The 25,092-nt window shown below is 44.0% G+C and carries 28 protein-coding genes and 1 pseudogene; 3 read left to right on the top strand and 26 right to left on the bottom strand.

What is annotated here, in order from left to right:
* Nucleotides 1–141: 141 nt before the first annotated feature.
* Nucleotides 142–2,328: a glycosyltransferase family 41 protein gene (locus C2759_RS00650; RefSeq protein WP_215355455.1), complete on the bottom strand. Its 2,187-nt coding sequence runs from the start codon at nucleotides 2,326–2,328 to the stop codon at nucleotides 142–144.
* Nucleotides 2,329–2,828: 500 nt separating this feature from the next.
* Complete coding sequence (locus C2759_RS00645; RefSeq protein WP_215355454.1) at nucleotides 2,829–4,811, bottom strand: tetratricopeptide repeat protein; 1,983 nt, start codon at nucleotides 4,809–4,811, stop codon at nucleotides 2,829–2,831.
* Nucleotides 4,812–5,196: 385 nt separating this feature from the next.
* Between C2759_RS00645 and C2759_RS00640 the strand changes: the two are divergent.
* Nucleotides 5,197–5,286 (top strand): annotated as a pseudogene (locus C2759_RS00640) (cyclic pyranopterin monophosphate synthase MoaC); the annotation flags it as partial.
* 72 nt (nucleotides 5,287–5,358) lie between these two features.
* Here C2759_RS00640 and C2759_RS00635 read toward each other — a convergent pair.
* Both C2759_RS00635 and C2759_RS00630 read right to left on the bottom strand, forming a co-directional pair.
* On the bottom strand, nucleotides 5,359–6,126 hold the full coding sequence (locus C2759_RS00635; RefSeq protein ID WP_215355452.1) for a glycosyltransferase: 768 nt from the start codon (nucleotides 6,124–6,126) through the stop codon (nucleotides 5,359–5,361).
* Nucleotides 6,127–6,247: 121 nt separating this feature from the next.
* A complete protein-coding gene (locus tag C2759_RS00630) occupies nucleotides 6,248–7,423 on the bottom strand; it encodes a porin (RefSeq protein WP_215355450.1) in 1,176 nt (391 codons plus the stop codon).
* Nucleotides 7,424–7,631: 208 nt separating this feature from the next.
* On the opposite strand from C2759_RS00630, the gene C2759_RS00625 reads away from it, so the two are divergent.
* Complete coding sequence (locus C2759_RS00625) at nucleotides 7,632–9,104, top strand: tetratricopeptide repeat protein (RefSeq protein WP_215355449.1); 1,473 nt, start codon at nucleotides 7,632–7,634, stop codon at nucleotides 9,102–9,104.
* Here C2759_RS00625 and tatC read toward each other — a convergent pair.
* The 10 genes from tatC to hisB form a co-directional block, all read right to left on the bottom strand.
* Nucleotides 9,089–9,886, bottom strand: a complete 798-nt coding sequence (gene tatC, locus C2759_RS00620; RefSeq protein ID WP_215355447.1) for a twin-arginine translocase subunit TatC — start codon at nucleotides 9,884–9,886, stop codon at nucleotides 9,089–9,091. The genes C2759_RS00625 and tatC overlap by 16 nt on opposite strands.
* Nucleotides 9,887–9,913: 27 nt before the next feature.
* Nucleotides 9,914–10,405, bottom strand: coding sequence for a Sec-independent protein translocase protein TatB (tatB, locus tag C2759_RS00615; protein ID WP_215355445.1), 492 nt, complete (start codon nucleotides 10,403–10,405; stop codon nucleotides 9,914–9,916).
* Nucleotides 10,406–10,433: 28 nt separating this feature from the next.
* A complete protein-coding gene (gene tatA, locus C2759_RS00610; protein WP_215355444.1) occupies nucleotides 10,434–10,676 on the bottom strand; it encodes a Sec-independent protein translocase subunit TatA in 243 nt (80 codons plus the stop codon).
* A 16-nt stretch (nucleotides 10,677–10,692) separates the two neighbouring features.
* On the bottom strand, nucleotides 10,693–11,049 hold the full coding sequence (locus C2759_RS00605) for a histidine triad nucleotide-binding protein (protein WP_215355442.1): 357 nt from the start codon (nucleotides 11,047–11,049) through the stop codon (nucleotides 10,693–10,695).
* A gap of 3 nt (nucleotides 11,050–11,052) precedes the next feature.
* Nucleotides 11,053–11,454 carry a phosphoribosyl-ATP diphosphatase gene (locus C2759_RS00600; RefSeq protein WP_215355440.1) on the bottom strand — a complete coding sequence of 134 codons (402 nt, stop codon included), beginning with the start codon at nucleotides 11,452–11,454 and terminating at the stop codon, nucleotides 11,053–11,055.
* Between the two features lie 44 nt (nucleotides 11,455–11,498).
* Entirely contained in the window at nucleotides 11,499–11,903 is a 405-nt protein-coding gene (gene hisI, locus C2759_RS00595) for a phosphoribosyl-AMP cyclohydrolase (RefSeq protein ID WP_215355438.1), read from the bottom strand.
* Nucleotides 11,904–11,944: 41 nt separating this feature from the next.
* Nucleotides 11,945–12,703 (bottom strand): imidazole glycerol phosphate synthase subunit HisF, encoded by a 759-nt coding sequence (gene hisF, locus C2759_RS00590; RefSeq protein WP_215355436.1) that lies wholly within the window; start codon nucleotides 12,701–12,703, stop codon nucleotides 11,945–11,947.
* 11 nt (nucleotides 12,704–12,714) lie between these two features.
* Entirely contained in the window at nucleotides 12,715–13,476 is a 762-nt protein-coding gene (gene hisA / locus C2759_RS00585) for a 1-(5-phosphoribosyl)-5-[(5-phosphoribosylamino)methylideneamino]imidazole-4-carboxamide isomerase (protein WP_215355434.1), read from the bottom strand.
* Nucleotides 13,477–13,496: 20 nt separating this feature from the next.
* On the bottom strand, nucleotides 13,497–14,159 hold the full coding sequence (gene hisH, locus C2759_RS00580; protein ID WP_215355432.1) for an imidazole glycerol phosphate synthase subunit HisH: 663 nt from the start codon (nucleotides 14,157–14,159) through the stop codon (nucleotides 13,497–13,499).
* Between the two features lie 62 nt (nucleotides 14,160–14,221).
* Entirely contained in the window at nucleotides 14,222–14,809 is a 588-nt protein-coding gene (gene hisB, locus C2759_RS00575) for an imidazoleglycerol-phosphate dehydratase HisB (RefSeq protein WP_046329416.1), read from the bottom strand.
* Between the two features lie 126 nt (nucleotides 14,810–14,935).
* On the opposite strand from hisB, the gene hisC reads away from it, so the two are divergent.
* Entirely contained in the window at nucleotides 14,936–16,009 is a 1,074-nt protein-coding gene (gene hisC / locus C2759_RS00570; protein ID WP_215355430.1) for a histidinol-phosphate transaminase, read from the top strand.
* Nucleotides 16,010–16,011: 2 nt separating this feature from the next.
* Here hisC and hisD read toward each other — a convergent pair whose 3' ends face one another.
* The 12 genes from hisD to C2759_RS00510 all read right to left on the bottom strand — a co-directional run bounded on the left by hisD (nucleotide 16,012) and on the right by C2759_RS00510 (nucleotide 25,083).
* Nucleotides 16,012–17,334, bottom strand: a complete 1,323-nt coding sequence (hisD, locus tag C2759_RS00565; RefSeq protein ID WP_215355428.1) for a histidinol dehydrogenase — start codon at nucleotides 17,332–17,334, stop codon at nucleotides 16,012–16,014.
* Between the two features lie 13 nt (nucleotides 17,335–17,347).
* A complete protein-coding gene (hisG, locus tag C2759_RS00560; RefSeq protein WP_046329413.1) occupies nucleotides 17,348–17,974 on the bottom strand; it encodes an ATP phosphoribosyltransferase in 627 nt (208 codons plus the stop codon).
* Between the two features lie 20 nt (nucleotides 17,975–17,994).
* On the bottom strand, nucleotides 17,995–19,269 hold the full coding sequence (gene murA / locus C2759_RS00555; RefSeq protein ID WP_215355426.1) for a UDP-N-acetylglucosamine 1-carboxyvinyltransferase: 1,275 nt from the start codon (nucleotides 19,267–19,269) through the stop codon (nucleotides 17,995–17,997).
* 33 nt (nucleotides 19,270–19,302) lie between these two features.
* On the bottom strand, nucleotides 19,303–19,551 hold the full coding sequence (locus tag C2759_RS00550; RefSeq protein ID WP_215355424.1) for a BolA family protein: 249 nt from the start codon (nucleotides 19,549–19,551) through the stop codon (nucleotides 19,303–19,305).
* 66 nt (nucleotides 19,552–19,617) lie between these two features.
* Nucleotides 19,618–20,406: an ABC transporter permease gene (locus C2759_RS00545; RefSeq protein WP_215355423.1), complete on the bottom strand. Its 789-nt coding sequence runs from the start codon at nucleotides 20,404–20,406 to the stop codon at nucleotides 19,618–19,620.
* Complete coding sequence (locus C2759_RS00540; RefSeq protein ID WP_215355421.1) at nucleotides 20,403–21,155, bottom strand: ABC transporter ATP-binding protein; 753 nt, start codon at nucleotides 21,153–21,155, stop codon at nucleotides 20,403–20,405. The genes C2759_RS00545 and C2759_RS00540 overlap by 4 nt, the downstream gene beginning before the upstream one ends.
* 1 nt (nucleotide 21,156) lies before the next feature.
* Entirely contained in the window at nucleotides 21,157–21,417 is a 261-nt protein-coding gene (locus C2759_RS00535; protein WP_215355419.1) for a lipid asymmetry maintenance protein MlaB, read from the bottom strand.
* 34 nt (nucleotides 21,418–21,451) lie between these two features.
* The gene (locus C2759_RS00530; protein ID WP_215355417.1) at nucleotides 21,452–22,099 is read right to left on the bottom strand and encodes a phospholipid-binding protein MlaC; all 648 of its coding nucleotides are present in this window, start codon (nucleotides 22,097–22,099) and stop codon (nucleotides 21,452–21,454) included.
* A gap of 73 nt (nucleotides 22,100–22,172) precedes the next feature.
* A complete protein-coding gene (locus C2759_RS00525) occupies nucleotides 22,173–22,919 on the bottom strand; it encodes a VacJ family lipoprotein (protein ID WP_046329406.1) in 747 nt (248 codons plus the stop codon).
* Nucleotides 22,919–23,401, bottom strand: coding sequence for an outer membrane lipid asymmetry maintenance protein MlaD (mlaD, locus tag C2759_RS00520; protein ID WP_062307109.1), 483 nt, complete (start codon nucleotides 23,399–23,401; stop codon nucleotides 22,919–22,921). The genes C2759_RS00525 and mlaD overlap by 1 nt, the downstream gene beginning before the upstream one ends.
* A gap of 21 nt (nucleotides 23,402–23,422) precedes the next feature.
* The gene (mlaE, locus tag C2759_RS00515) at nucleotides 23,423–24,214 is read right to left on the bottom strand and encodes a lipid asymmetry maintenance ABC transporter permease subunit MlaE (RefSeq protein ID WP_215356585.1); all 792 of its coding nucleotides are present in this window, start codon (nucleotides 24,212–24,214) and stop codon (nucleotides 23,423–23,425) included.
* Between the two features lie 2 nt (nucleotides 24,215–24,216).
* Nucleotides 24,217–25,083: an ABC transporter ATP-binding protein gene (locus tag C2759_RS00510; protein WP_216860366.1), complete on the bottom strand. Its 867-nt coding sequence runs from the start codon at nucleotides 25,081–25,083 to the stop codon at nucleotides 24,217–24,219.
* Between the last annotated feature and the right edge of the window lie 9 nt (nucleotides 25,084–25,092).

Raw genomic sequence — 25,092 nt, 5'->3', positions numbered from 1 at the left:
TGAGGGGACAGAAAACGTGCTAATACTATGTAAAAGAAGTAATGGGCACTAGCAAGACTCAATGCCGACGCCTTTCGGGGTATAGGCAGTTAGACCTTTCAGACCCAGATCAATTGGCTCTTAAGATATTAAAAACACTACCTAAATAATAGTTATATGATCTGGCTGCAAATCATCTTGATAACGCTCATACATTTCGCTGTAAGCGACTTCAAGATTTTTAGTAAAGAGCGGTGTATCAAACAATGGAGTAGTCAAACGGTTCTTGGCTAACTTCAATTTAATATCTTTAAGTTTATTGGGGTTTATGGCTAGCTCAATCGCTAATGCTTCATACTCTTCTTGAGTGCTGGTAATTAGTTCTGGCAAACCAATCGCTTTTAAAAGGCTCGCTGCTACACGACTAGCAAAAGACCTGCCTATTAAAGTTAAAACTGGTAATCCAGCCCATAAAGCATCGCTAGTGGTGGTATGTGCGTTATAGGGGAAGGTATCAAGAAATAAATCAGCCTGACGATGGCGAGCCAAATGTTCAGGTAAAGGCAAACGTTCAGCAAAGACTAGCCTATCGGCTGCAATACCTTGTTTTTCAGCTTCTTTTTTGAGATTCTCTACCGCCCAAGAATTATCTTGAAATAGCCATAAGATACTACCTTCTACCGCTTTCAATATTCTCATCCAACTTGCAAAGGTTGCGGGCAATATCTTGTAATTGTTATTAAAACAACAAAATACAAATCCTTTTTCTGGAAGGTCTAGATCTTGCCTTGTAAATTGCCTATCTGAAATTAGACGCTTTCTATCATTGACCTGATAGCTATTGGGTAAATAGACTACCTTCTCTGAATAGCATGACTGAGACTCCAGTGGAATAAGAGTTCTATCGGCAATGATGTAATCCATGTAATCAGCACCCATAGTTCCAGGGTAGCCAAGATAATTGACTTGAATGGGTGCGGCACGATGAGAAAATATTCCCGTTCTTGCGTCTTGGGTAAAGCCTGTTAAATCAACTGCAATGTCAATATTTAAGCATCTACTTAATTGGGCGATTTCAATATCCGACTTATTACCAACCTCAACAAACTGGTCAAATGACTTTTCTAGGCGTTGGCGCATCTGGTCTTTTGTTATTGGGCCAAATGAAAAGCCGACTAATTCAAATTGACTTTTATCATGCAACTCAAAAAGCTCGGCAATAAGAAAGGCAACGGGATGGTTTTTAAAATCAGTCGAGAAGTAACCCACTCGGATTTTTTGATTCTGTGGACGCTTAAGAATAGGTTCTAAAACAGGGTTAGATGGATATCTTGATTGAATATAAATTTCAGCAGATTTTTTATGAAGCAGAGCATCATCATTTAACGCTAGCAACGAAAAAGGATTAACAACTTTCTCATTCACCACTAATTTTTTGGAAATATTCTCCAAAGATTCTGCCAAACCTGACCAACTACATATATTCATCTTAGAGTGTAGTAAATCTCCATACACCCAATTAATATCAGGCTTGATGCTGAGAGCCTTATCATAGTAAGCAATAGCCTCTTCATACTGTTTTAGCTCATTTAATACATTACCTTTGTTGGACCACGCCTCATGATAGTCAGGCTTAAGGCTGAGAGCCTTATCGTAGTGAGCAATGGCCTCGTCATACCGTTTTAGCTCATTTAATACATTGCCTTTGTTATAGTAAGCTTCCGCATAGTCAGGCTTGATACTTAATGCTTTATCGCATGCTTCAGAGGCCTCTTCGAAGCGTTTTAATTTGTTCAGTGGTGCACTTTTATTTGACCATGCCTCGTAATAGCTTGGTTTTAGCTTAATGGCCTTGTTATAGGCGTTGATAGACTCCTGATACAAATTTAGATTATTGAATGCAATGCCTTTATTAGACCAACCTTCAGCGATATCAGGATTTATTTGGGTTGCCTTTTCTAGGACCTCTAGCGCCAAAACATAATCCTTAATATCGTTACAAGTTGAGCCTTTATTAATAAGTATCTCGGCATCATCAGACTGAATTTTGAGAGCTAAATCATAAGCTGCTAATGCAAGTTGATGCCTGCCCAGTAACGAATGAATAAGGCCCAAGTTATAAGGAATTCTTACATCATTTTTTTTATAGGGCTGCAAGCAGCAAAAGACAGCTGATGCCTCCATAAATCTATTGGCTTTTGCATAAGCAATGCCCAACTCAAAAACAGCATCGGCACTATTGATATCGCTTTGAAGAACTTCCTTGAGGATTAAATCAGCGCCATCAAAATTTTGGCTCTGAAAGGCTTGGATGGCTTTCTGAAGAGCTGCTTGAAGTTTGGGATTCATAAGGCCATTTTATAGGTTCCCTACTTATTCCTAAGATAGAGCCAAAAATCAACATTTCTTTAAAAAATACTTGTTCATTTGAGCAAAATAAGGTGAAAGAGTTGGCTGGATGAGACCCTTTTCAAAAACGAGCTATGGGGGTGTAGAAGGAATCGGTTTCTTGAAAATCACAAAGGGGTGCCCCGTTTTATCCAGCATGCGGATGGACAAACCCGTTGATAGAGGCATGCTTATGGGTAATGTCCATGTACTTGAGAAGAGTGGTGCCGAGAGTGGGGAATGGAGAGCGGGTTAGCAAAGATTAACCTGTAAAGCAAAATTAAGAATATGAAATAAGCTGGGGCCCAATTCTGTTCCACTGAGGGGACAGAAAACGTGCTAATACTATGTAAAAGAAGTAATGGGCACTAGCAAGACTCAATGCCGACGCCTTTCGGGGTATAGGCAGTTAGACCTTTCAGACCCAGATCAATTGGCTCTTAAGATATTAAAAACACTACCTAAATAATAGTTATATGATCTGGCTGCAAATCATCTTGATAACGCTCATACATTTCGCTGTAAGCGACTTCAAGATTTTTAGTAAAGAGCGGTGTATCAAACAATGGAGTAGTCAAACGGTTCTTGGCTAACTTCAATTTAATATCTTTAAGTTTATTGGGGTTTATGGCTAGCTCAATCGCTAATGCTTCATACTCTTCTTGAGTGCTGGTAATTAGTTCTGGCAAACCAATCGCTTTTAAAAGGCTCGCTGCTACACGACTAGCAAAAGACCTGCCTATTAAAGTTAAAACTGGTAATCCAGCCCATAAAGCATCGCTAGTGGTGGTATGTGCGTTATAGGGGAAGGTATCAAGAAATAAATCAGCCTGACGATGGCGAGCCAAATGTTCAGGTAAAGGCAAACGTTCAGCAAAGACTAGCCTATCGGCTGCAATACCTTGTTTTTCAGCTTCTTTTTTGAGATTCTCTACCGCCCAAGAATTATCTTGAAATAGCCATAAGATACTACCTTCTACCGCTTTCAATATTCTCATCCAACTTGCAAAGGTTGCGGGCAATATCTTGTAATTGTTATTAAAACAACAAAATACAAATCCTTTTTCTGGAAGGTCTAGATCTTGCCTTGTAAATTGCCTATCTGAAATTAGACGCTTTCTATCATTGACCTGATAGCTATTGGGTAAATAGACTACCTTCTCTGAATAGCATGACTGAGACTCCAGTGGAATAAGAGTTCTATCGGCAATGATGTAATCCATGTAATCAGCACCCATAGTTCCAGGGTAGCCAAGATAATTGACTTGAATGGGTGCGGCACGATGAGAAAATATTCCCGTTCTTGCGTCTTGGGTAAAGCCTGTTAAATCAACTGCAATGTCAATATTTAAGCATCTACTTAATTGGGCGATTTCAATATCCGACTTATTACCAACCTCAACAAACTGGTCAAATGACTTTTCTAGGCGTTGGCGCATCTGGTCTTTTGTTATTGGGCCAAATGAAAAGCCGACTAATTCAAATTGACTTTTATCATGCAACTCAAAAAGCTCGGCAATAAGAAAGGCAACGGGATGGTTTTTAAAATCAGTCGAGAAGTAACCCACTCGGATTTTTTGATTCTGTGGACGCTTAAGAATAGGTTCTAAAACAGGGTTAGATGGATATCTTGATTGAATATAAATTTCAGCAGATTTTTTATGAAGCAGAGCATCATCATTTAACGCTAGCAACGAAAAAGGATTAACAACTTTCTCATTCACCACTAATTTTTTGGAAATATTCTCCAAAGATTCTGCCAAACCTGACCAACTACATATATTCATCTTAGAGTGTAGTAAGCTACCAAATATCCAATCAATATCGGGCTTGATGCTGAGAGCCTTATCATAGTAAGCAATAGCCCCGTCATAACGCTTGAGTTCATGCAAAGTATTTCCCTTGTTAAACCAAGCTGCAGCAAAATCAGGATTTAAATTTAAGGCTTTATCGTAATGAGCGATAGCCTCGTCATAACGCTTGAGTTCATAGAAAATATTTCCTTTGTTAGACCAAGCTGCGGCAAAATCAGGTTTCAGGCTTAGCGCTTTATCGTAGTGAGCAATAGCCTCGTCATAACGCTTAAGGCTTTGAAGTGACTTCCCACAACCAAGCCAAATCTCATGGTTATTCGGGGATAAAAAAATTGCTTTTTGGTGACTCCTTACTGAATCTAGATGCTTTCCAATCTCTTGCAATGCTCTTGCGCAATTAATATTCACTTCTAAATCGTCAGGCTTAATTTTTAACGCTTTTAATGAGTAATAAACTGCTTCTTGATGATTATTTTCAGTTCCAGAAATAAATCCTAGTGCGTGCAAGACGTCAAAATTCTTTGGTTGCATCTTTAGGACATAAGCAAGGATTGGCTTGGCTTGGCTAAATTTTGCCTGTTGCATATATTCAAAAGCTTGCTGAAGCATTATTTGAAGTTGAGGATTCATTTTGTGTATTTTACAGCTTCAGCACTTATTTTTAAGACGAGGTAATGAACAGAAAAAATTAGAATTATTTGAGCAAAATAAGGTGGAGGGGCTATCTGGGTGGGGCCCTTTTCAAAAATGGGCTATGGGGGTGTGGCAGAAGTCGGTTTCTAGAAAGTCGCGAAAGGCTACCCCTCTTTTATCTAGTGTGTGAATGAAATGAGTCCTACTGAGCCACAATAAATATCGATTTGCGCTTAGCTAATAGCTGGTAGATTCATCTTACACGACTCTTGTACCATCCTTTTTCGTAGCCCAATTTAGTCCCACTAACCATTAATCAACTTACAGAATTTAGCTCTTATTGTTTATTGATTACTCTTAGTTCTTTGTTTTTGCTGGGCTTCTCACCGCAGTCCAAGTCGCTCTCCTCACAATCTACGATATGGTCAAAGCTGTTGATAAAGGCATGTTGAAGATAACTCTTAGAACCTAAAAAATAACTCTTGTGACACTTACGATATGGTCAAAAAAATCAACTAAATCTTCGAGATGGTTGATGTGTGATCTACACGTTATTTCGAGCTGCTGACTCCAAGTTTTGAATCAAGGTCTGAATCTTCATACGTGTTAGTTTTTCACCATCATACGAAAGGCTCTTGTAAAGATCGCCATTTAACCATTTTTTTGCAAAATATATTGCATCTTGATTTTTAATTGTATTAATAAAACTATTTTCAACCGAACCACATGCACCAGCTGAATGATAAACATGTGCTTGGTGAGCAACCTTTACCTTCCATCCTCGTGACCTAGCCGTATAAGAGTAATCAGAATCTGAACAAATAAACTTCATATTTTTATCAAAAAAACCAATCTCTCTTATCATTTTCACCCTTAAAAGCATACAAGCTCCATTTGCCCAATAAGTATCAAAGTCCTTGCTGTACTCACTCAAAGACCCGCCTTGATGCCTTCCAAATGGAAATGCTTCAAAACCCCCTCCCCAATATATGGAGTTGTCCTTACTCGATATTTGTATTGGACATGCGATCCCACAATTTTCATCCGCCTCCATACTCTTGACTAAGAATCTGATAGTTTCTTTTTGTACATAAGCGTCTTGATTCAAAATGAGTATGTAATCAATATCTTTATTTGAACTGTACTTTTGTAGCCCTTCGTTTATTGCAGCAATAAATAAAATATTATCGATGCTGTTATCTCTTACAAAAATATCAATCGGTTTATAAGATTGATCCTCAAGCGCAGATAGGCATTTTTGCAACTCTTCTTCTGCACAAAAATAGGGGATTATTACCGGTATAGTTTTCATAAGCCATTAATAGCTGTAGATATATGGTCATCGCAAAAGTTATAAAAAAACCCACTGTTTTTCAACAGTGGGTTAATAAAATACTAAACTAACTTTGCTAGACTGCTACGCAAGAATTAATTTAGAAAGTATGACGCACACCAACGCCATAGCTTGAACCACCTTCAGCAGCGATTGAGCCGTTGGTTGAACTTTGTGTAGAGCCAAAAATCGCGTAGAGGTTTGTACGCTTGCTCAACAGGTAGTTCGTACCTAACTGATAACCAGTAAAGTCAGCTGAAGTTGTAGTTGCAGCAGAAATTGTTACAGCATTTGGACCCTGGTATCTACCGTTACCGACAGATGCCCACGCCTCGATTGTTGGTGTCACGAATGAACGTACGCCAATCTGCTGTGCAGAACGGCTGATATAAGAATTCGAGTCCAAGTTAGAGGTGTACTTAGTATTAATGTACTGAGCATATGCCTTCAAAATACCGAAGTCATAAGTAGCACCAGCATAGTTGCTCAAAATACCAATAGATGTACCCAAGACGTTAGCAATTGTGCCAATAGTTGCAGACAGTGGAGCAATAGATGCGGCTGTTTGTGTTGTGCCTGTGATTGTAGTTTGCTTTGAAGAATTCATAGCCAAATCAACATTCAACTTTTGCCATACATAGTTAATGCCAAGGCCGAGAGCTTCGTTATTAGTTACAGTCTGTGTTGTGGCAGGATTATTGGCATTTGAATTGTTGTTGTTGTAAATACCGTAAAGTTGAAAGCCAGCCATTCTCTCAGTTTGCAATGTAAGAGCATTGTTGTAGCGAACTGTGTAGGCCTGGGTTGTTTGACCGTTACCTTGTGAAGAATTAGTTGCGTAAATTACGTTACCCAACATGTTGTTTGTCTGGCCTGGGTCTGTACGGCCAACAGCTAAATGAACTGGTGTGTACTGAGTACCAATAGCTGCAGAGCCAACACCATTCTTTTTCAAACCGACGAATGTTTGACGATTTGCCAAGCCAGTATTTGCATCGCCAGATAGGGCGCTATTAGTTGGAGCCAAAGCAAATTCTGCTGTGAAGAAAGCGGATGTACCTCCACCCATATCTTCAGTGCCTTTGAAACCTAAACGTGATGTTGTTTCAGCACCTTCACCAGAAAAAGATGTCTTGTTTGTTTTTGCTGAGCCAACACGAGTTGTAACACCTTGGAAACCTACGTCCATGATTCCGTATACGGTTACTGATGACTGTGCTTGAGCTGCTGACGCAAATGCGCCAATTGCTGCAACTGCTAGTAGCGATTTTTTCATTCTTTAAATCTCCATAAATTGAAAGTAATGCCCAAAAAAATTCGGGACTCATGAATTTTGCTTGTTTTGCATTGCTAGACAGGGGTTCAGGGCATTTAGAGGCTGTTTTTGCTTGTGGAAAGGCAGTTTTTTGGCTTTCTTCGTTGTATCAGGGCAACAAGGGCTTTGTTTTCTGTCTTTTAAGAGCCTTAGATGCCAAAATTGTCATATGGCAAGTCGTGAATTCTTAAAAATCCTTCAATCTGCTCGATTAGGTGACGTATCCGCACAACAAAACTTAGCTTCTGCTTATTTAACAGGGGCATTCAAGACTCCAATTCAGCCGGCTAATGCATTGATTTGGCTAGAAAAATCCTATTTATCCATTAAAAATCAAGCAGTTAACGATTCCAGCACTGGCGCTTCTGAAACTCTTAAGCTAGATACGCTCTCCCCGGAAATGCTGGGAATTTTGAAGCAAATTTCCTTAGTTCCACTGGGGCTCACCTTTAATTCACCCGCCTTTTACTTTGGCTGGGAATCATTCTGGAAGCTAGCTAATACGAATATCGATGTCAGTTATGCAGCGCAGTGGCAACTCGCTGAACTACTGCTTGATCCTAGTAAAAAAGCGCTTCAAGGAGAGCTTGCTGAATGGCTCTTAAAACAGGAAGGTGATCTCCACCTACCTTCTCTACAAAGAACCGCAAAAGAATTTCTACTCCACTTAGTAGAATCAGAAACCCCCTTCACCAATTCGGCTAAAGAACTTCTAATAAAGCTCCAACCTAAAGATGAAGCACTTTCCTATCTGTGGAGCGCTTGGCTCTCAGAAAAGAATGAGGGTGTATTAGTTCAGGCAGCAGAACTAGGCCTGACGATTGCAAAGCTCACCTTGGGCTTACGTCTTGCGCAATTGAATGAGGTCGACTCTGATGTAAGAGATTTGGATGGTTCGAGTGGAAAATCAAATGCATCTCTCAAGAAAGCGGCTTACTGGTTAGGGCTTGCAGCAAAAGATGGTGATCGAGATGCTTGGTTTGCTTTGGGTGAAATCTATCGTCGTCCCCAGTTCTCTGGATATAACGCCAATGAAAGTGATCGGTGTTTTGATCGCGCAGCTGATTTGGGTCATCCTGTGGCTCAATTCAGAAGAGGTGCGAACCTCTGGCGCAAACGTGAAAAAGTGGAAGAGAAGGTTCGCGGACTTCAGGCTTCCTATTGGATTTGGCAAGCTCACCAGCAAGGTGTACCTGAAGCAAAAGAATTACTAAGCAAAGTTCTGGAGAATGTTTCTAGTCCCGAGAATAATGATTGGCATCACTTAGCATTGCATGCAGAAAAAGCCTTGAACCACCATGCAGAGCATCAATTGGATGAGGAGTGGATCTTGCTATGTCACCGACTCATTGTGGCTAATCAATTTAACTTGAGCAAGGCAGAGTTATTGCTATGTGAAGTTGGTCAACTCCAACATGAGCATTGTGTCGTTGTCGATATTCGCCATGAGTTACCAAAGATACTGCCTAGATTAATTCAGATTGATACCACTCAGCAGCGCCGCTCATTGCTTGCAGCAGGAAAAGTTTTTGCGAGCAGTAATACAGACTTGGAGGGGAATTTAAGACAAAGACGCTATCGATTTGATCGGGTAACGGAATGGCTTACCAGTACCTTCGGACAAGATCAAGTCGTGGCTTGAGTATCTGGCTTTGTACTTGCGTCAGCATCATCGTCTGACGGCTTTGGAACGTAAAAACGCGCAATCAACAGTCCTAACTCATAAAGCAGAGTCATAGGAATTGCTAATAGCAATTGTGATAGAACATCGGGTGGCGTAACCACGGCAGAGATCACAAATGCACCAACGATCACATAAGGACGAATCTCTCTGAGCTTTTCTAGGGGAACCATGCCCATGCGCACTAAAACTACAACCACAACGGGTACTTCAAAAGTAAGTCCAAAGGCTAGGAAGGTATTCATAGCAAAACTGAGGTACTTATCAATATCAGTCGACATTTCAGCGCCAAGTGGTGCGTTATAACTAGCCATGAATTCAAACACTGTTGGAAATACCAAGAAGTAGGCAAATGCCATGCCAAATATAAAGAGGCTGTAGCTACTCACAACTAAAGGCACAATAAGCTTGCGCTCATGTTGATATAAGCCAGGAGCAATAAATGCCCACAGTTGATACATCACTACCGGCAAAGCAATCAAGAAAGCAACCAACATCGTGACCTTCATCGGCACAAAGAATGATCCTGTGACATCCGTCACAATCATTTTTCCGCCTGAGGGCAAGGAGTCCAATAGCGGCTGTGAAAATAAATGAAAAATATCCGGCGCCCAATACACCAAGCAGACGAACACCGCAATGATTGCTAGCGCAGACTTAATAATGCGATCACGTAACTCAAATAAATGAGACAAGAAGGATTCTTGTAAGCCGGAATCTTCTGTTGGATTTTTGTCAGTCATGCGCGGATATTTATATTCTTGTAGTTTTTATTCTTTTATTGCTGACTTATTAGCGCTATGGTGAAAACGCTTCATACGAGCTGCGCCAGATTGAACGCGAGTGCGCATCCCAGTGGAATGCTTAAACCAAACTGGTCTTGCTGCGCGTCTTACACCCCAACTCTTGCGCCCTTGACGGATTGACTTGCTAAGCACCTCTTTTTCATCAAGAGGCGCTCTGGTGAAATTATTTTCAAAGATGTCGGCCTGATCGCTTAGATTGGCGCCCGCCTCTTGAACGGTAGATTGAAGTGAGTTCTCAACATCTTTAAAGGCAGAGACGCTTTCTTCACGGAGTTTCTTGAACTCCTCGACATCCATCTGTCGGCTAACTTCAGATTTGACATCCGCCATATAGCGTTGAGCACGTCCAAACAAATTACCCGCCATACGGGCAATCTTAGGAAGACGTTCTGGGCCAACCACTATCAATGCAACTACTGCAATGAGTGCAAGCTTTGAAACTCCGAGATCAATCATTACTGCTGCGCATTATTTCTATCAACAATTATTTATTGACGTCTTTTGCCTGAACATCCACAGTTTTCTCTGGTGATGCGGCTGCGGTCTGAATTTGTTCCTTGGTTTTATCTTGCGACTCTTCAGTTCCCTCAGGTGTTTTCATGCCGTCTTTGAAACCTTTAACAGCGCCACCTAAGTCTGTGCCGATATTACGCAATTTTTTGGTACCAAATACCAACATCACGATTACCAAAACAATCAACCAATGCCAAATGCTGAATGAACCCATTTTTAATCTCCTCGGACTATTTTTTCCAGGGGCGCGGACCGCCCATCACATGTAAATGCAAGTGATAAACCTCTTGCCCACCATCCGCACCATTGTTCACCACTACTCTAAAGCCACCATCTTTTCCGGGACGGCAACCCTGATCCTTGGCGAGACGCGGTGCTAATTCCATCATTCTACCTAGCAATGGCGCATCTGCCAGTTCTGCAGACTCCAACATGGGTATATGTTTTTTGGGAATCATTAAAAAATGGATGGGTGCGGCTGGATTGATATCTTTAAAAGCATAGATTTCCTCATCTTCATAGACCTTCTGAGATGGGATTAATCCTTGAGAAATCTTACAAAACAGGCAATTAGGGTCATGCGCCATCAATTACTCCTTATTAGCCGCTTTTCTGGCGGCTTTTTCTTCAATGCCTGAAGTGCCCAAGCGACGATTAAGCTCAGCCACAACATCCTCTGGGCGTAAGCCAAACTGGGAAAGTGCAATTAAGCAATGAAACCAAAGGTCAGCCATCTCCCCAACCAAGAGCTTTTGCTGTTCAGGGGCTAGATTGGAGTTACGCGCATCCTTGGCTGCCATCACTGCCTCAGTCGCCTCTTCACCAATTTTCTTCAAAATCCCATCATCGCCCTTCGAAAAGAGCAAAGCGGTATAAGAAGTCTTAGGATCTGCCTCGCCAGCCTTGAACGCATCGCGTCGCTGATCCACCACATCGGCCAAATGAGCCAAAGCGGAATCTAAATTAGAAGGGTTTTGTGCTGGACTAGTCATAAAGTGATTTTATGTCTTTTATTGCTAGAGAGACGCTGGGAGTCTTATTTATGACCTGTAGACTCATCCACCCAGGCAGACTTACCAGAATCCCACCGCAGAAAAAAACAGCTGTGCTCGCCAGTATGGCAAGCAATACCGTCTTTTTGCTCAACCATGAGCAAAATGGTGTCGCCATCGCAATCGAGACGGATTTCTTTTACCTTTTGAGTGTGGCCAGATTCTTCACCCTTGTGCCATAGCTTTTGCCTTGAGCGGGTCCAATACACTGCCTCGCCCAAGCGCAGTGTTGCCAATAGCGCATCTCGATTCATCCAGGCCATCATCAAGATATCTTTACTACCCACTTCCTGAGCGATTACTGGGACCAGGCCTTGCTCATTCCAAGTTACGGAATCAAGCCATGCTCCAGCCTCTAAAGACTCAATTGGAGTGAAAGTATTTTGCATGGTCATCTTCGTCTGGTTTTCTCGGTTGATCTGTCTGCGCATTAAATGCGGACAGGAATCCCTTGGCTGGCCATATATTCTTTTGCCTGGCCGACAGTATATTCACCGTAATGGAAAATACTGGCTGCAAGAACAGCATCGGCATGGCCTTTGGTAATACCATCGACTAAGTGCTGTAAATTTCCCACACCACCAGAGGCAATTACCGGAACACTTACCGCATCACTCACTGCTGCAGTTAACTCCAGATCAAAGCCATCTTTACTGCCGTCACGGTTCATGCTGGTGAGCAGAATTTCTCCAGCACCACGTTTAGCGACTTCTGAAGCCCATGCAACTACATCCATTCCCGTAGCGGTTCTACCGCCATGGGTAAAAACTTCCCAGTTACCCGCTTCAGTTTTTTTAGCATCAATGGCAACCACGATGCACTGTGAACCGTAATACGCCGCAGCATCAGAAACCAAATCTGGATTGGCTACTGCAGAAGAATTCATGCTGACCTTATCAGCACCCGCATTGAGCAAGCGTCTTACATCTGCTACTGCACGGACACCTCCACCAACGGTCAAAGGAATAAATACTTGGGAGGCAACATCTTCAATGATGTGCAGTATGAGATCACGGCCATCAGAGGTAGCAGTAATGTCTAAGAAGGTAAGCTCATCAGCGCCTTGAGTGTTGTAACGCTTAGCAATCTCTACCGGATCACCTGCATCGCGCAGACCCACGAAGTTCACACCTTTCACAACGCGCCCTGCCGTGACATCAAGACAGGGAATAATTCTTTTAGTTAGCACTGGTCGGCACTTTAGATAATTTTCTTAGCAAACTTGAGCGTTAACTCATCAGCATATTTTTGCGCTGCAGTTAAATCTAAATCACCAGCATAAATTGAGCGCCCAGCAATCACGCCCATCACGCCTTCAACTTCAGCTTCACACAAGGCTTCAATATCTTGGTTATTTGATAAGCCACCGCTAGCAATGACCGGAATCCGGATAGCTTGGGCCAATTTAATCGTGGCATCCATATTGATGCCCTTCATCATGCCATCACGACCAATGTCGGTATAGATGATCGCTTCAACGCCGTAATCTTCAAATTTCTTCGCAAGGTCAATCACTTCATGACCTGTGATCTTGCTCCAACCATCGGTTGCCACTTTGCCATCACGTGCATCAAGTCCCACCATGATGTGGCCAGGGAATGCGGTACAAGCATCTTGCACAAAGCCAGGACTCTTGACCGCTGCAGTACCAATAATCACTGTACTAATACCGTCATCCAATAAACGTTCAATCGTTTCAAGATCGCGGATGCCGCCACCCAGTTGAATCGGAATCTCATCACCCACTGCTTTCAGAATAGATTTAATGGCAGATTCATTTTTGAGTTTTCCAGCAAACGCACCATTCAAATCCACCAGATGTAAACGACGCGCTCCCTTACTAATCCAATGCGCAGCCATTGCGCCTGGATCTTCAGAAAAAACAGTGGCTTTATCCATGTCACCTTGTTCAAGTCGAACACAGTGGCCATCTTTTAAGTCAATCGCAGGAATGAGCAGCATAGCGGTAGATTAGATAAGTATTAAGGTTGCCAAGAAACAAAATTTTTGTAGAGCTTTAATCCGTATTCTGCACTTTTTTCTGGATGAAATTGTGTTGCAAAAATATTATCCTTTGCAACAGCAGAAGTAAACCAATCGCCATATTCGGTTGAGCCGGCAGTATCTTCCTTACGCTGCGGCACAACATAGTAACTATGCACAAAATAAAAACTGGTCAAATCCGGAATGCCACTCCAAAGCGGGTGCTGGCGATCCTGACGAACCTGATTCCAGCCCATATGGGGTACCTTATAAGCGGAGCCATCTGGCTGTAATTTTCCAGTCAACTCAAAACGCCGCACTTCGCCCGGAATCAATCCCAAGCAAGGAGTCCAAGCTGAACTGGGGTTTGCTCTTACTTCAGCGCTGTGATCAAACAGCATCTGCTCACCCACGCAAACACCTAATAAAGGCTTATTTTTTGCGGCATCAAGCAAGGCTTCCAATAAACCCGACTCTTCTAGATGTTTCATGCAATCAGGCATAGCACCCTGACCTGGAAGGACTACCCGCTCTGCGCTGAGGATTTCTTCGGGGGTGTGTGCAATCAGAACATTGGCATCTGGCGCCACATGATGAAAGGCCTGGTAGACGGAACGTAGGTTGCCCATTCCGTAGTCAACGATCGCAATGGTTTGCGCCACTTGTTAGCCTATGATCTGTGGTTTTTTGACAGTCTTCTACTCAACGCTAGAAATTTTCTAGATTAGAGACTGCCTTTGGTGGAAGGAACAACACCGGATGCGCGTGGATCAATCTCTAAAGCCATACGCAATGCACGCCCAAAGGCCTTGAACACAGTTTCAATTTGGTGATGGGCATTAATGCCACGTAAGTTATCGATATGCAGAGTCACTCCGGCGTGGTTTACAAAACCACGGAAGAACTCGATGCTGAGATCTACGTCAAAGTCACCTACGCGTGCGCGGGTAAATGGCACATTGAACTCTAACCCTGGACGACCAGAAAAGTCGATGACTACGCGAGAAAGGGTTTCATCCAAAGGAACGTAGGAGTGGCCGTAGCGGGTAATACCGGCCTTATCGCCAACTGCCTTAGCAAAGGCTTGGCCCAAGGTAATGCCCACATCCTCAACGGTATGGTGATCATCGATATGGGTATCGCCATTTGCCACTACTTTGAGGTCAATCATGCCGTGACGGGCAATTTGATCCAACATGTGGTCTAGGAAGGGTACGCCAGAGGCTAGCTCGGCTTTACCTGTGCCATCTAAATTGATAGCAATTTGAATTTTGGTTTCCGAAGTGTTTCGGGTAACGTCGGCTTGCCGCATGCTTCAGTGCGCCGCGAGGCGAAGTGTTGATTGAAGCCTCATAATATCATTCCTAATACAGATATAAATGCTGATTTTGATTGCTAGCGTTTGTTCACTTTTGCTGATTTTTAACTAGAGTCCCTCATGAGCCGCTTTTGGAGCCCCGTTGTTCAGACCCTGACCCCCTACACCCCGGGGGAGCAGCCGCAAATGAAGCGACTGGTAAAGCTCAATACGAATGAGAGCCCTTATGGCCCATCCCCGCTGGCCCTAGCCGCTATAAATCAGCAAAACACAGATGATTTGAGGCTCTATCCGGACCCGGAAGGAGCAGCCCTTAAAAAAGCTATTGCTGATTTGCACGGTCTAGACCCAAAACAGGTGTTTTTAGGAAATGGTTCCGACGAGGTATTGGCCCACGTATTTTTAGGCCTTCTCAAGCAATCCAAACCCGTTCAGTTTCCAGATATCACCTATAGCTTCTACCCAGTCTATTGCAAGTTATTTGGCATTGACTATCAAACAGTGCCCCTAGATTCTAATTTTGAGATCCAAACCCAAGACCTCAAAACCCCCAATGGCGGAATTATTTTTCCCAATCCCAATGCCCCAACTGGTCGAGCTATCCCGCGTTCAGATATCGAAGCCCTGCTCAGGAGAAATACAGACTCCGTAGTGGTGATCGATGAGGCCTATGTGGATTACGGCACTGAGTCTTGCATTCCACTTCTACGCGGAAGTGCTTGCCCAGACAACCTCTTAGTCGTACACACTTTATCTAAGTCTCGCGCCCTAGCTGGACTTCGCGTTGGGTTTGCAGTGGGGCATCCAGCTCTCATTGAAGGTCTTGAGCGTGTAAAAAATAGCTTTAACTCTTACCCACTAGGCCGCTTGGCTCAAGCGGGAGCAATTGCTGCAATACAAGATCAAGCGCATTTGGAATCGACGAGTAAAAAAGTAATTCAAACTCGTGAGCGATTAGTGAATGAGTTGGCCTCACTAGGTTTTGATACTTTGCCATCGACAGCGAACTTTATTTTTACGCGCCATCCGAAACATGCTGGCGCAAAGTTGTATCAGTCATTACGCGATCGTGGAATTATTGTGCGTCACTTCAAGTCGCCACGCATTGAAGAATTTCTGCGCATCACCATCGGTACTGATGAGCAAACGAATGAATTGATTACTGCCTTGAAAGAAATTCTGGCTATCGCCTAAGTTTACTTTTTAAGTCGCATCTCAGCAGCACGTGCATGAGCTGTTAAGCCCTCACCGTGCGCGAGAGTACTAGCTACAGCCCCTAGCGTTTGAGCTCCTGCTTCACTAACCTCAATCATACTTGAGCGCTTGATGAAGTCATACACACCTAATGGGGACGAGAAACGCGCTGTGCGTGCTGTTGGTAAAACGTGATTCGGGCCTGCGCAATAATCACCCAAAGATTCGCTGGTGTAGTTGCCCATAAAGATAGCGCCAGCATGACGAATTAACTCAGCCCACTTGCGCGGCTCAGTAGCGCAAATCTCTAAATGCTCAGCGGCAATGGCATTGGCAATCTCACAGGCCTCACCCATATCTTTTACCTGAATCAATAAGGCGCGATTCGTAAGTGATGTTTCAATCACTTTCTTTCTAGACATCTCCGGCAATAACTTGTTAATGCTTACTTGCACTTGCTCAATAAATTTCTCATCTGGACAAAGCAAAATAGATTGCGCCAACTCATCGTGCTCAGCTTGCGAAAACAAATCCATCGCAATCCAATCAGGGTTACTAGAGCCGTCGCAGAGCACTAAAATTTCTGACGGGCCAGCAATCATGTCGATACCGACAGTACCAAATACTCGGCGCTTAGCGGCTGCTACATAAGCATTACCAGGACCAACAATTTTGTCGACCGCAGGAATAGTCTGCGTGCCATACGCTAAGGCACCAACAGCTTGTGCGCCACCGATCGTAAAAACGCGATCAACGCCGGATAAATAAGCTGCAGCCAAAACTAAAGAATTGCGAGCACCATCTGGAGTAGGCACCACCATGATGACCTCTTTGACGCCAGCAACTTTTGCGGGAATTGCATTCATCAGAACGGAAGATGGATAGGCAGCCTTACCACCAGGCACATAAATTCCGACACGATCTAAGGCAGTGACTTTTTGACCTAAGCGCGTACCGTCCGCCTCTTCATATTCCCAAGAGTGACAGCCCGCTTCAATCTTTTGCTTCTCGTGATAAGCGCGCACTCTTTGCGCAGCAACGTCGAGAGCATTTTTCTGCTCGGCTGATAAACCTTCGTAGGCTTTTTTTAATTCTTCTTGAGAAATCTCCAACTCAGTAACGCTAACAACATTTAAGCGATCAAACTGCTTTGTGAAATCTAATACCGCAGCATCACCCTCACTTTTAACTTTCGCCAGAATGTTCGCCACCGCAGAATCAATTGCCTCATCATCCGTCATCGGTAAAGAAAGGCTAGAGAGCAGAGTTTCTTTGAACCCTGCATCTTTACTATTAAGGCGTTTTACTTTGACGTCTGGTGACATATGAATTTTTTCTTTACTTCAGCAACTCAAAAAATGGCTGGAGCTGTGTACGCTTACGCTTATAAGAGGCTTGATTAACCACTAAGCGTGCGCTGATATCAGCTATGGGCTCAACCTCAACCAAGCCATTAGCGCGCAAGGTATTGCCAGTGGATACTAAATCCACAATCGCATCTGCCAGCCCAACCAATGGAGCAAGCTCCATCGAGCCATACAAATGAATCGTATCGATGTGCACACCTTTGTTAGCAAAGTGTTCGCGTGCGCAATTAACGTACTTTGTTGCGACTTTTAAACGAGAACCCTGCTTTACCGCAGTAGCGTAATCAAAGCCTTCTTTGACAGCAACTGACATGCGGCATTTTGCGATGTTTAAATCAAAAGGAACATATAAGCCATCGGTGCCGTTTTCCATTAAGACGTCTAGGCCAGCAACTCCAAAATCAGCTCCGCCAAACTGAACGTAGGTCGGCACATCTGAAGCACGCACAATAATCAGGCGCACGTCAGGATTAGAGGTCTCAATAATGAGTTTGCGTGATTTTTCTGGATCCTCAAGCGGACGAATACCGATCTTAGATAAGATCTCAGCGGTTTCTTCGAAGATGCGTCCCTTCGAGAGGGCTAGGGTTAACTTCATGGACTAATTATCCATCAGGCTTACTTGATCCGCTGAATGTTGGCCCCCAAGAGGGTCAACTTTTGTTCCATACGGTCATATCCCCGATCTAAGTGATAAATCCGGTCTACCTGGGTTTCTCCTTGGGCCGCTAAGCCGGCAATCACTAGACTGGCAGAAGCACGTAAATCGGTAGCCATCACGATAGCACCAGACAGCTTCTCCACGCCTTGGGCAATTGCCGTATTTCCTTCAATTGCGATATCAGCACCAAGTCGGTTCATCTCTTGAACGTGCATGAAGCGGTTTTCAAAGATGGTTTCAGTAATGGTGGCATTGCCCTGTGCAATCGCATTGACTGCCATAAGCTGCGCCTGCATGTCTGTCGGAAAGGCTGGATATTCTGAAGTGCGGAAACTAACAGCCTTAGGGCGACCTTTCATCGAGGCCTTAATCCAGTCAGGGCCGACTTCCATTTCTAAGCCAGCTTCTTTGAGCTTGACGATCACAGCATCTAATGTGTCTGGACGACAGTGCTTCACCAGCACCTCACCACCAGCGGCAGCAACTGCGCATAAGAATGTGCCGGCTTCAATTCGGTCTGCAATCACAGCATGTTCTGCACTGTGGAGATTTTCAACCCCCTCAATCACCAAGCGATCGCTACCGATACCCGTAATCTTCGCGCCCATTTTGACGAGTAGCTCAGCTAAGTCACCGACTTCTGGCTCACGTGCAGCATTCTCCAAAATGGTTGTACCTGATGCCAAAGTAGCAGCCATCAGTAAATTTTCTGTGCCGGTTACGGTAATCATGTCGGTCAAGATAGAAGCGCCTTGGAGACGACCCGCAGCAGATTTAGTTTCTGCCTGAATATAGCCACTCTTAATCTTGATAGTGGCACCCATGGCTTTTAAGCCCTTGATGTGCTGATCAACTGGACGCGCCCCAATAGCGCAACCACCTGGCAGAGAAACCTTAGCGGTGTGCATTCTGGCAAGTAATGGGCCCAAAACCAAAATAGAAGCACGCATGGTTTTAACCATCTCATAAGTTGCTTCAGAGCTCTTAATATTGGCCGCGTTAAGCACTACGCAATTGCGATCATTCTCATCTGGAAAAGTAACAGTCACACCAATTTCCTGGAGGAGCTTGAGCATAGTCCGCACATCTTGTAAGTCAGGAACATTACGCAAAGTGATAGGCTGATCAGTGAGTAAGCAAGCGCACAAAATTGGTAGAGCTGCATTCTTGGCGCCAGCAATCAGCACTTCACCCTTCAGGGGGGTGCCGCCGACCATTCGTAATTTATCCATGAATCTATTCCAGTAAAAAGCTAATGCCGTATTTTAAGTTGGGGTATTTTGTGTGAATTCTTCAGGAGTAAATGCCTTAATTGATAAAGCGTGCACCTCCGCCTTCATACGGTCACCCATAGCGCCATATACCAATTGATGACGCTGAATCAAACGCTTGCCTTCAAACTCCGGACTCACAATCGTCGCAAAAAAATGTTGGCCATCACCCTCAACTTTAATATGAGTACACGAGAGGCCTTGCTGAATATAGCCTTCAATTTGTTCTGGGGTTGGCAACATCACAATCTCCTGATTTCTAATTTCTAAATATTCTTAAATACTAATTTTGAAGCAAGTTTTACGCACTTAGTTCCTAAGCTTGTAACCTTTTTGCAATAATCGCAAAGCAATCGCTGACACCGCGACAAAGAAGCAGACAACAATCGCCAAACTATTCCAAGGCGATATATCTGACACTCCAAAGAAGCCGTAACGGAAACCATCGATCATGTAAAAGAATGGATTAAAGTGCGATACCACTTGCCATGCAGCCGGTAAAGAATGAATGGAGTAAAACACGCCTGACAGCATTGTTGCTGGCATGATGATGAAATTCTGAAAAGCAGCTAATTGATCGTATTTATCTGCCCAGATGCCAGCAATTAAACCCATGCTTCCTAAAATTGCAGCGCCCAACAAAGCGAATACCATGATCCACAGGGGATATTCAAAAGATGGCATAGCAAACCATGCGGTAATCAGCAACACGCCAGCGCCCACAACAATTCCACGAAATACTGCAGCCAAGACATAAGCAGCATAAAACTCTAAGTGACTAAAGGGGGCTAGTAATACAAAGACTAGGTTGCCAGTTACCTTGGACTGAATAAGGGATGAAGAAGTATTAGCAAATGCGTTCTGCAACACGCTCATCATAACTAGACCAGGAATCAGAAAAGCCGTGTAATTTAAGCGACCGTATACCTCTTTGCCTTCGAGCACATGTCCAAAGATCATTAAATATAGAACAGCAGTAAGCACTGGCGCAGCGACCGTCTGGAAAGCTACCTTATAAAAACGTTTGATTTCTTTTCGCAAGAGCGTTGGAAAACCACTTCCATAGGAGATTGGTAGTTTATTTAAAATAGGTTTCATCGAGCACCTCCCGACATGATGTTGACAAACACATCTTCGAGATCTGTTTTACCTTCACCATCTTTTTTCACTGAGCCGTATTGGCTCAATAAATTTGCGGTTGTATCCAAAGCAACAATCTTTCCTTGCTTAAGCATGGCAATACGCTGACACAATGCCTCAGCCTCTTCAAGGTAATGGGTGGTTAAAACGATGGTGTGACCATCTTGGTTGAGGCGACTAATAAATTGCCAAAGCGATTGGCGCAACTCCACATCAACTCCAGCAGTAGGCTCATCTAAAATAATGACTGGTGGTCTATGAACTAAGGCCTGAGCTACTAATACTCGGCGCTTCATACCACCAGATAAGGAACGCATATTGCTATCCGCTTTATTGGTGAGATCCAAATTGGCCATGATCTCGTCAATCCAAGCATCGTTGTGACGAATCCCAAAATAACCTGACTGAAATTGCAATGTTTCTCTAACCGTAAAGAATGGGTCAAACACCAACTCCTGCGGCACGACGCCCAGCATCCGGCGAGCATCACGGAATTGACTTTGAACATCCGCACCCATGATTGCAGCGTGACCGCCATCAGCAGTAACTAAACCCGCCAATATGGATATGAGTGTTGTCTTGCCCGCACCATTGGGGCCAAGTAGGCCAAAGAACTCACCTGGCTCGATGGATAAAGAAATATCATCTAGCGCTTGAAGTGCGCCATAATTTTTAGATACGTTTTTAATTGATATTGCGGCGTGCATGCTATGACAAACCTAGCAACTGGGCAACACCATATACGCCGGCTAACACGATTAATTTTTCAGGGGCATTTTGTACAGTAATCTGCTGTCCATCAGCTTGTAATTTCTTCTGCCATGCCAATAAGACCGTTAGCACGGTAGAGTCAAAATCCTTGAGATTGCGGCAATCTATTACTCTTAATGTCGCAAGATTTAGGAGGCCATCTTTTTCTAACTGCAAAACATTGTCTTGCGTCACTGAACTGGGCAATAAAAATGGCATCTAATATTTATCGTTGATTGATCTTGTGCGGTCTTTAGTTTGCTGGCTTTGCAGCAGCAAGCTGTTTATTGCGATCCTGCAAGAACTTCACCAAACCTTCAACACCATTCTGGCTAATTTGATTGGCAAACTGATTGCGATAAGCCTCAACTAGCCAGACGCCCATGATGTTCATGTCGTAAACCCTCCAGCCATTAGCTGTTTTTTCAAGGCGGTAATCAAGCGGTACCGGATCACCGCGACCAATGACTACAGTTTTTACAACCACTTCCTTGTCGTCGGGAGCTGCACGCAAAGGCTTAAATTGAATTGTTTGATCACGCAGTTGGCTTAGAGCACCAGAGTATGTACGAATCAGTAAATTCTTAAATTCAGAAACTAATTGAGCCTGTTGTTCTGGAGTCGCTTTTTTCCAGTTTGGACCCATCGCCATTTCAGTAGTGCGACGCATATCGGTATAGGGCACAATTTTCTTTTCCACTAAATCGACAATACGCGGGATATTCCCTTTTTGAATTTCCGGATCAGACTTTACGGAAGCCATCACATCAGAAACAACGGTCTTAATCAAAGCATCTGGCGTGGACTGATCCACTGCTTGGGCGCTCGCGCCACTAACAGCTAAAAAAAAGCTTGATATCAATACTGCACAGTATTGTTGAATAGTAGTGTAACTTTTCATGTGTCCTCGATCGGTGCTAGTCATTGAAGCTCATTTTAGCCCCATCAGGAAATCAAGGCAGGCTCAGGCGCCTTTATTCGTAGGGGTTCTGATATGGAGGCATTAATACCTCCTCGTCTTCACGACCCTCATTAATTTGGTATTGCCGCCTCTGAATGTAAGCATCCCGTACAAAGCTGTATTTATCGATTGCAGCCCCATCCAATAAGTCACCTGCTTCGTAATAGGTATTACGTGCGTTAACCACACGTAAGCCAGTCAAGCTATTTCGCAAAGCAACATCTGGCAGCAATCTAAATAGGTAATCAGACTCTAAATCAGCTGCAGTACCAAAGGTATCTCGCACATTGCTTGGGCCAAAGAACGGTAGAACCACATAAGGGCCAGAAGGAATACCCCAAACACCAAAAGTCTGACCCCAATCTTCCTTATGCTTTGGTAGACCCCCTGGAGTTGCCATATCAATTAAGCCACCTAAACCAAAGGTGGTGTTGACTACAACCCTCATCAGATCACTAAAGGCATAGTCGGGCTTACCCTGCAAAAGATTCTGCAATGCGGTGTAAATATCGCTGTAATTACTAAAGAAGTTATAGATACCGTCACGCACAAATTCTGGCAAGACAAAACGGTAACCAGCCACTACTGGCTTGAGTAGATAGGCGTCTAAGCCTTCATTGAACTCAAAAACGGAGCGGTTAAATGGCTCCCATGGATCATGCGGAGAGGGTGCAACCCCAGCCGGAATGGATGCACAACCTACCATGGTCCCAACCAAACCCAGTAACACTATGCGCTTGATATTTGCCAGCAAGGACATTATTTTGCTGCGCCCTTGTCTTGGCCACTATCAGCAGCCTTGTTATACAAGAACTGACTAATTAGGTTCTCTAGCACTACCGCAGACTGAGTCTGAGTAATCTTATCTCCAGCAGCCAACATGTCATCAGAGCCGCCGGCCTCAAGACCAATGTATTGCTCACCCAATAAGCCTGAAGTCAAAATCTTAGCAGACGAATCTTTCGGGAACTTATACGTGTCCTCAATAGTCATAGTGACAGTGGCTTGGTATGTTTTATCATCAAAAGAAATATTCGCAATACGCCCAACAACTACACCCGCACTTTTGACTGGTGCGCGTGGCTTGAGTCCGCCAATGTTGTCAAAACGGGCAGAAATTTTGTAAGTTGGCGCAAAAGAAACTGCATTCATATTGCCAACCTTCAATGCCAGAAACAGAGCTGCCAACAAACCAATGGCTACAAAGATTCCGACCCAAACATCAATTGCACTTTTTCTCATAAGAGTCCCAGTTTATTCTTTCTAATTCGAGAACATCATTGCGGTGAGCAAGAAATCTAATGCTAAAACCGATAAGGAAGAGATCACCACAGTTCTAGTGGTTGCCTGTGATACCCCCTCTGGCGTAGGCTTCGCCTCATAGCCCTGATACAGAGCAATAAAAGTCACCGCAACACCAAATACCAGGCTTTTAATTAGGCCATTGCCAATGTCGGAGAAGAGATCCACCCCACCCTGCATCTGCGCCCAGAAGGCGCCAGAGTCAACCCCAATCAGGGGCACGCCGACAAAGTAGCCACCCATCACACCAACCGCCGTAAAGATCGTCGCCAAAATCGGCATAGCAACAATGCCTGCCCACAAGCGCGGTGCAATCACGCGGCTTAATGGGTCCACCGCCATCATTTCCATGGCACTAAGCTGTTCACCGGCTTTCATTAAGCCAATCTCTGCGGTAAGTGATGTACCAGCACGACCAGCAAATAAGAGAGCGGTTATCACAGGGCCCAATTCCCGGGTGAGCGATAAAGCCACCAACAAACCCAAAGCCTGCTCCGAACCATAACGATTCAAAGTGTAATAACCCTGTAAACCCAAAACAAAACCAACAAACAAACCAGATACTGCAATGATCACAAATGAGTGATTGCCGACAAACAGAATCTGATCAGAAACTAAGCGAGGTCTTTTTAATAAAAAACCAGAGCGCCAAATGACCGCTACAAACATACGTGTAGCAAGGCCAAGGCTCGTTAAGTTGCGACGAATAAAGAATCCAAGGTCACCCAAGAGATCGATAATTTTATAAAGCATGCTCACTTGAGACTCACCCCAAAATCTTCCTCAAGGCTTTGCCCTGGATAGTGGAATGGTACTGGGCCATCCGGGGAGGCATCTAAAAATTGACGCACAAAAGGATCTGTTGATCGACTTAACTCTTCTGGCGTTCCCTCAGCACCAATGCGACCATTGGCAATGAAATACACGTAATCAGCAATTTCAAATGTTTCTTCTACATCGTGCGTAACCAAAAGACTGGTTGCACCTAGAGCTTGATTCAAATCCCGAATCAAGCGCGCCGTAATCCCCAATGAAATTGGATCTAAACCAGCGAAGGGCTCGTCATACATGATCAAAGGAGGGTCCAGTGCAATTGCTCTAGCCAAAGCAACACGGCGCGCCATACCACCAGAAATTTGCGCCGGCATTAAATCACGTGCGCCACGCAGGCCAACTGCATTGAGTTTCATGAGCACTAAAGAGCGCAATAGCGCTTCACTTAAATTCGTGTGCTCACGTAAAGGAAAGGCGACGTTTTCAAAAACACTGAGGTCCGTAAAGAGTGCGCCAAACTGAAAGAGCATTCCCATCCGACGACGGGCTGCCATCAATTCAGTGCCGTTCATTTTTCCAATATCTCGGCCTTCGAATAAAACTTGACCAGACTGCGCGGTGAACTGACCGCCAATGAGCCTGAGAATAGTAGTCTTGCCGCAACCAGAGCCACCCATCACCGCAACCACTTGGCCGCGACGGAACTCCATATTGAGTCCCGATAGAATTTGCCGCTCGCCAGGGGCATAGGAAAAGTTGACGTCCTTAATTTGAACTACAACTTCGCCCTGGCCACCACTAGAGGTTTTTTGCTTCACTTCCACCGAGTTGGCGTGGCCACTGTTCATATCCTCGAT

This window comes from Polynucleobacter sp. MG-Unter2-18 (assembly GCF_018687675.1).
Taxonomy (GTDB): domain Bacteria; phylum Pseudomonadota; class Gammaproteobacteria; order Burkholderiales; family Burkholderiaceae; genus Polynucleobacter.
The sequence above is the reverse complement of the archived record's forward strand: the minus strand, read 5'-3'. Positions and strand labels throughout refer to the sequence as shown.